Annotated in this window: 1 protein-coding gene; it reads left to right on the top strand. The window is 71.9% G+C overall.

Features of this window, described 5'->3' with window-relative positions; translation table 11 throughout:
* A partial coding sequence (locus Q8A52_RS48595) for a type I polyketide synthase (protein ID WP_316765111.1) occupies window positions 1-5,417 on the top strand: 5,417 nt, incomplete at both ends.

Here is a 5,417-nt window from a genome sequence, read left to right as displayed (position 1 = left end):
GTGACGGTGATGTCGACTCCGGACACGTTCGTGGACTTCAGCCGGCAGCGGGGTCTTGCTGCGGACGGTCGGTGCAAGCCGTTCGCCGAGGCCGCCGATGGCACCGGCTGGGGTGAGGGTGTGGGTGTCCTGGTGCTGGAGCGGTTGTCGGACGCGCGCCGCAACGGGCACCGGGTGCTCGCTGTCGTACGGGGGTCGGCCGTCAACCAGGACGGCGCCAGCAGCCAGCTGACGGCACCCAACGGACCGTCCCAGCAGCGGGTCATCCGCCAGGCACTCGCCTCCGCCCGGCTCACCGCTCAGCAGATCGATGCGGTGGAGGCACATGGCACGGGGACCCGGCTCGGGGACCCGATCGAGGCGCAGGCGCTGCTGGCGACGTATGGGCAGGACCGTGCCCCGGATGCTCCGCTGTGGCTGGGCTCCGTGAAGTCCAACCTCGGCCACACGCAGGCGGCTGCGGGCGTGGCCGGGATCATCAAGATGGTCCTGGCGCTGCGCAATGAGCAGCTGCCGCAGACCTTGCACGTAGACGCGCCGTCCTCGCATGTGGACTGGTCGGCGGGCGCGGTGGAGCTGCTGACCGAGGCCCGGCCGTGGACCGCCGGGGAGCGAACCCGGCGTGCCGGTGTCTCGTCCTTCGGGATCAGTGGCACCAACGCGCATGTGATCGTCGAGGAGGCTCCGGCCGAGGAGCCGACGGCGGTGGTGGAGGCGGTGGCGCTGCCAGTGGTGCCGTGGATCGTCTCGGGCAAGACCGCCGAAGCCGTGCGCGGGCAGGCGGCGCGGCTGCTCGGGTTCGCCGTGACCAGGCCGGAGGTGGATCCGGCGGATGTGGGCTACTCGCTGGTGACACAGCGGTCTTCGTTCCCGTACCGGACGGCTGTGGCGAGCGGCGACCGGGAGGAGCTGCTCGCCGGCCTGGAGACCATCGCCGGTGGGAGTACCCCCTTGGCGAGCGGTGGGCGGGAGCCGTTGGCGTTTCTGTTCACGGGGCAGGGGAGTCAGCGGGCTGGGATGGGCCGGGAGCTGTATGAGGCGTTCCCGGTGTTCGCGGCCGCGCTGGACGAGGTGTGTGCGGCTCTGGACGTTCACCTCGAACGGCCGCTGAAGGACGTGATGTTCGGCGGGGCAAGCCTCGACGAGACGGGTTACACGCAGCCTGCTCTGTTCGCCTTGGAGGTTGCGCTGTTCCGGCTGCTGGAGGCGTGGGGTGTGCGGCCGGATGCGTTGGCCGGGCATTCGATCGGTGAGCTGGCCGCCGTGCATGTGGCCGGGCTGTGGTCGCTGGAGGACGCGGCGAGGCTGGTGGCTGCTCGTGGCCGTCTGATGCAGCAGTTGCCGGCCGGGGGTGCGATGGCCGCCGTACAGGCCACGGAGGACGAGGTAAGGGCCGTCCTGCCGGAGGGCACTGGGATCGCCGCGGTCAATGGGCCGGTGTCGATCGTCGTCTCCGGGCCGGAGGCAGGCGTCGAGGAGGTGGTACGGCACTTTGCCGAGGCGGGTCGCAAGACCAAGCGGCTGGCCGTCAGCCACGCCTTCCACTCGCCGCTGATGGAGCCGATGCTCGCCGAGTTCGAGCAGGTCGCCGCCCAACTCACCTACTCCGAGCCTGCGATACCGATCGTCTCCACGCTGACCGGTGCCGCGGTGTCGTACGAGGAGCTGTCCCAGCCGTCGTACTGGGTCCGCCACGTCCGCGAAGCCGTCCGCTTCGCCGATGCCGTCGCCACCCTCGACGGGCGCGGGATCCGTACCTTCCTTGAGCTGGGCCCCGACGCCGTGCTCACGGCGATGGCCGCGGACACCGGTACGGAAGCGACGCTCGTCGCGGGTCTGCGGCGGGACCGTTCCGAGGCGCAGGCCTTGGTCGAGGCACTCACCCGGCTGCCGCTCGTCGACTGGGCGGCCTACTTCGGCCCCGGCCGACGGTCCGTCGACCTGCCCACCTACGCGTTCCAGCACCAGCCGTACTGGCTCGACGCCTACGCGGGTGCGGCGCGCGGTGACGTCGCCAGTGCCGGGCAGGCGGATGCCGAGCACCCGCTGCTGAGTGCGGCGGTGGAACTGCCGGACGGCGAGGGTGTGTTGTTCACCGGTCGGCTGTCGCTGGCCGCCCAGCCGTGGCTGGCCGAGCACGCCGTGCACGGGACGGTGATCGTGCCCGGTGCCGCCCTGGTCGAGATCGCCGTGCGGGCGGGGGACCAGATCGGTTGCGGAGCCGTGCGTGACCTGACACTGCATGCCCCGCTTGTTGTTCCGGAGAGCGGTGCGGTTGCGCTGCGGGTGCGGGTCGGTGAGGGGGACGAGCCCGCTGTCACCGTCCACTCCCGCCCGGAGGGTGAGGAGACCTGGACTCTGCACGCCGAGGGCTCCCTGTCGGCCGATGCCGTCGAGCCGGTCGCCGACCTCAGCGTCTGGCCTCCGGACGGCGCGGAACCGGTCGACATCGCGAACCTGTACGGCGACCTGGCCGGCGCTGGTCTGGAGTACGGCCCGCTCTTCCAGGGCCTCACGGCCGCCTGGCGCTCCGTCGACGGCACGGTCCACGCCGAGGTGGCCGTGCCCGAGGGAACCGACACGGACGGTTTCGGAATCCACCCCGCTCTCCTCGACGCCGCCCTGCACGCCATCACCCTGGCGCAGGAGGCGGACTCGGCGGCCCAGTTGCCGTTCTCCTGGTCGGACGTCACGCTGTACGCCACCGGAGCCTCGGCGCTGCGGGTGCGTGTCGTGGACGAGGCCTCGGGCTACCGGCTCGACCTCGCCGACCCGGTCGGCACCCCGGTGGCCACGGTCGGGGCGCTGGCCCTGCGCCCTGTCACGGCGGCGGAAGCGGAGGCGAGTGCCGTCCGTGACCTGTACCGGGTGGATTGGGTGCCGGTCACCGCGCAGGTGACCGAGCCCGCCACCTCGTACACGGTCCTGCGGGCCGCCACGGCCGCCGAGTTGCTCCCGCAGCTGCAGGCCCACCTCGACGGCGAGCGGACCCTCCTCGTCCACACCACGGGGGCCGCCACCGACCCGGAGCAGTCCGGCATCCGCGGCCTCACCCGGGCCACCCAGGCCGAGCACCCCGGCCGCATCGTCCTGATCGACACCCGGGACCTGCCCGAGCACATCCAGGCCGGTGAGCCCGAACTCGCCTACTACGAGGGCCAGTTCCATGCTCCGCGGCTGGCCCGCGAGACGGTGTCGTCGGACGGCGGCGGTTCGTGGTCCACGTCGGGCACGGTCTTGGTGACCGGCGGCACCGGCGGCCTGGGCGCGCTGACCGCGCGCCACTTGGTGGCTGCCCACGGTGTCCGCAACGTCCTGCTCGTCGGCCGACGCGGTACCGCTGCCCCCGGCGCTACCGAACTCATGGCCGAGTTGGGAGAGTTGGGCGCCGTCAACGTGATGGTGGAGGCATGCGACATCTCCGACCGGGAGGCTGTTGCCCGTCTGCTCGCCGCCCACCCGGACATCACGGCCGTCGTCCACACCGCCGGCGTCCTCGACGACTCGACGATCGAGTCACTGACGCCGGAGCGCCTGGAGTCGGTGTGGGGGCCCAAAGCGCTTGCGGCGCAGTACCTGCACGAACTGACGGCCGACCGCGACCTGGACGCGTTCGTCCTCTATTCCTCCAGCGCGGCCACCTTCGACGGCACCGGACAGGCCAACTACGCCTCCGCCAACGCCTATTTGGACGCCCTCGCCGCGCAGCGGCGGGCCCAAGGGCTGCCGGGTGTCTCGCTGGCGTGGGGCCTGTGGGCACCGGAGGTCGGCGGCATGGGCGCCGGACTCACCGCGGCCGACCTGGACCGGATGGCACGCGTCGGGGTCCTGCCCATCGACGAGGAACGGGGCCTCGCCCTGCTGGACGCGGTGCTCTCCGGCGCGTACGGCGGGCAAGCGCATCTGCTTCCCGTCGTCATGGACTTCCGGGCCCTGGAGCAGCGGGCCAGGCGCGGTGAACTGCCCCACGCCCTGCGCGGACTGGTCCGGTCCTCGGCCGACGCACGCAGGGCCGTCGCGGCCGGCTCGAAGGCCACGGCCGGAGACCTGGCCGGCCGGCTCGAGCGTCTGCCGGCCGCCGAACGCACCCGCGTCCTGCTCGATCTCGTACGCGGCCATGTCGCCTCCGTCCTCGGATTCGGCGGCGCGGCCGACGTCGCACCCGAAAAGCCCTTCAAGGAGTTCGGTTTCGACTCCCTCACAGCGGTGGAGTTCCGCAACCGGCTGGGCGCGGAGGCCGGTCTACGGCTGCCGGCGACACTCGTCTTCGACCACCCGACGCCGATTGCGGTCGCCGGCTTCCTCGAAGCCGAACTCGTGGGCGCCGAAGAGACGTCGGAGGTCGGGTCGCAGGTCGTGTCGGTGACGTCGGACGATCCGGTCGTGATCGTCGGCATGGCGTGCCGCTACCCCGGTGGGGTGGCCTCGCCGGAGGACCTGTGGGGCCTGCTTGCCGCGGGCGGCGACGCCGTCTCCGAGTTCCCGTCGGACCGTGGTCCGCTGTGGCAGGAGTCGTACGACCCGGACCCGGAGGCCATCGGCAAGACCTACACCCGGCACGGTGGATTCCTCGCCCAGGCCGCCGAGTTCGATCCCGCCTTCTTCGGGATCAGCCCGCGTGAGGCGCTGGCGATGGACCCGCAGCACCGGTTGCTGCTGGAGACTTCGTGGGAGGCGTTCGAGCGGGCGGGCATCGACCCGGCCACCGTGCGCGGCAGCGCCACCGGTGTTTTCACGGGCGTGATGTACCACGACTACGCCACGGTGCTGGAACGCTCCGCCCATCACGACACCGAGGGCTTCATGGGCGTCGGAGGCAGCATCGCTTCCGGCCGGGTGTCGTATGCGCTGGGTCTTGAGGGTCCTGCGGTGACGGTGGACACGGCGTGCTCGTCGTCGCTGGTGGCGGTGCACCTTGCGGCGCAGGCGCTGCGGGGTGGTGAGTGCTCGCTGGCGTTGGCCGGTGGTGTGACGGTGATGTCGACTCCGGACACGTTCGTGGACTTCAGCCGGCAGCGGGGTCTTGCTGCGGACGGTCGGTGCAAGCCGTTCGCCGAGGCCGCGGACGGCACCGGCTGGGGTGAGGGTGTGGGTGTCCTGGTGCTGGAGCGGTTGTCGGACGCGCGCCGCAACGGGCACCGGGTGCTGGCGGTGGTGCGGGGGTCGGCCGTCAACCAGGACGGCGCGAGCAACGGCCTCACCGCCCCCAACGGTCCCGCTCAGCAGCGGGTCATCAAGCAGGCGCTGGCGGCTGCGGGCCTGACCCCGCAGCAGGTCGACGCGGTGGAGGCGCACGGCACGGGAACGCGGCTGGGCGACCCGATCGAGGCGCAGGCGCTGCTGGCGACGTATGGGCAGGACCGTGCCGTGGATGCGCCGTTGTGGCTGGGGTCGATCAAGTCGAACCTGGGGCACAC

Source organism: Streptomyces herbicida, assembly GCF_032656585.1.
Lineage (GTDB): Bacteria > Actinomycetota > Actinomycetes > Streptomycetales > Streptomycetaceae > Streptomyces > Streptomyces herbicida.
The sequence above is the reverse complement of the archived record's forward strand: the minus strand, read 5'-3'. Positions and strand labels throughout refer to the sequence as shown.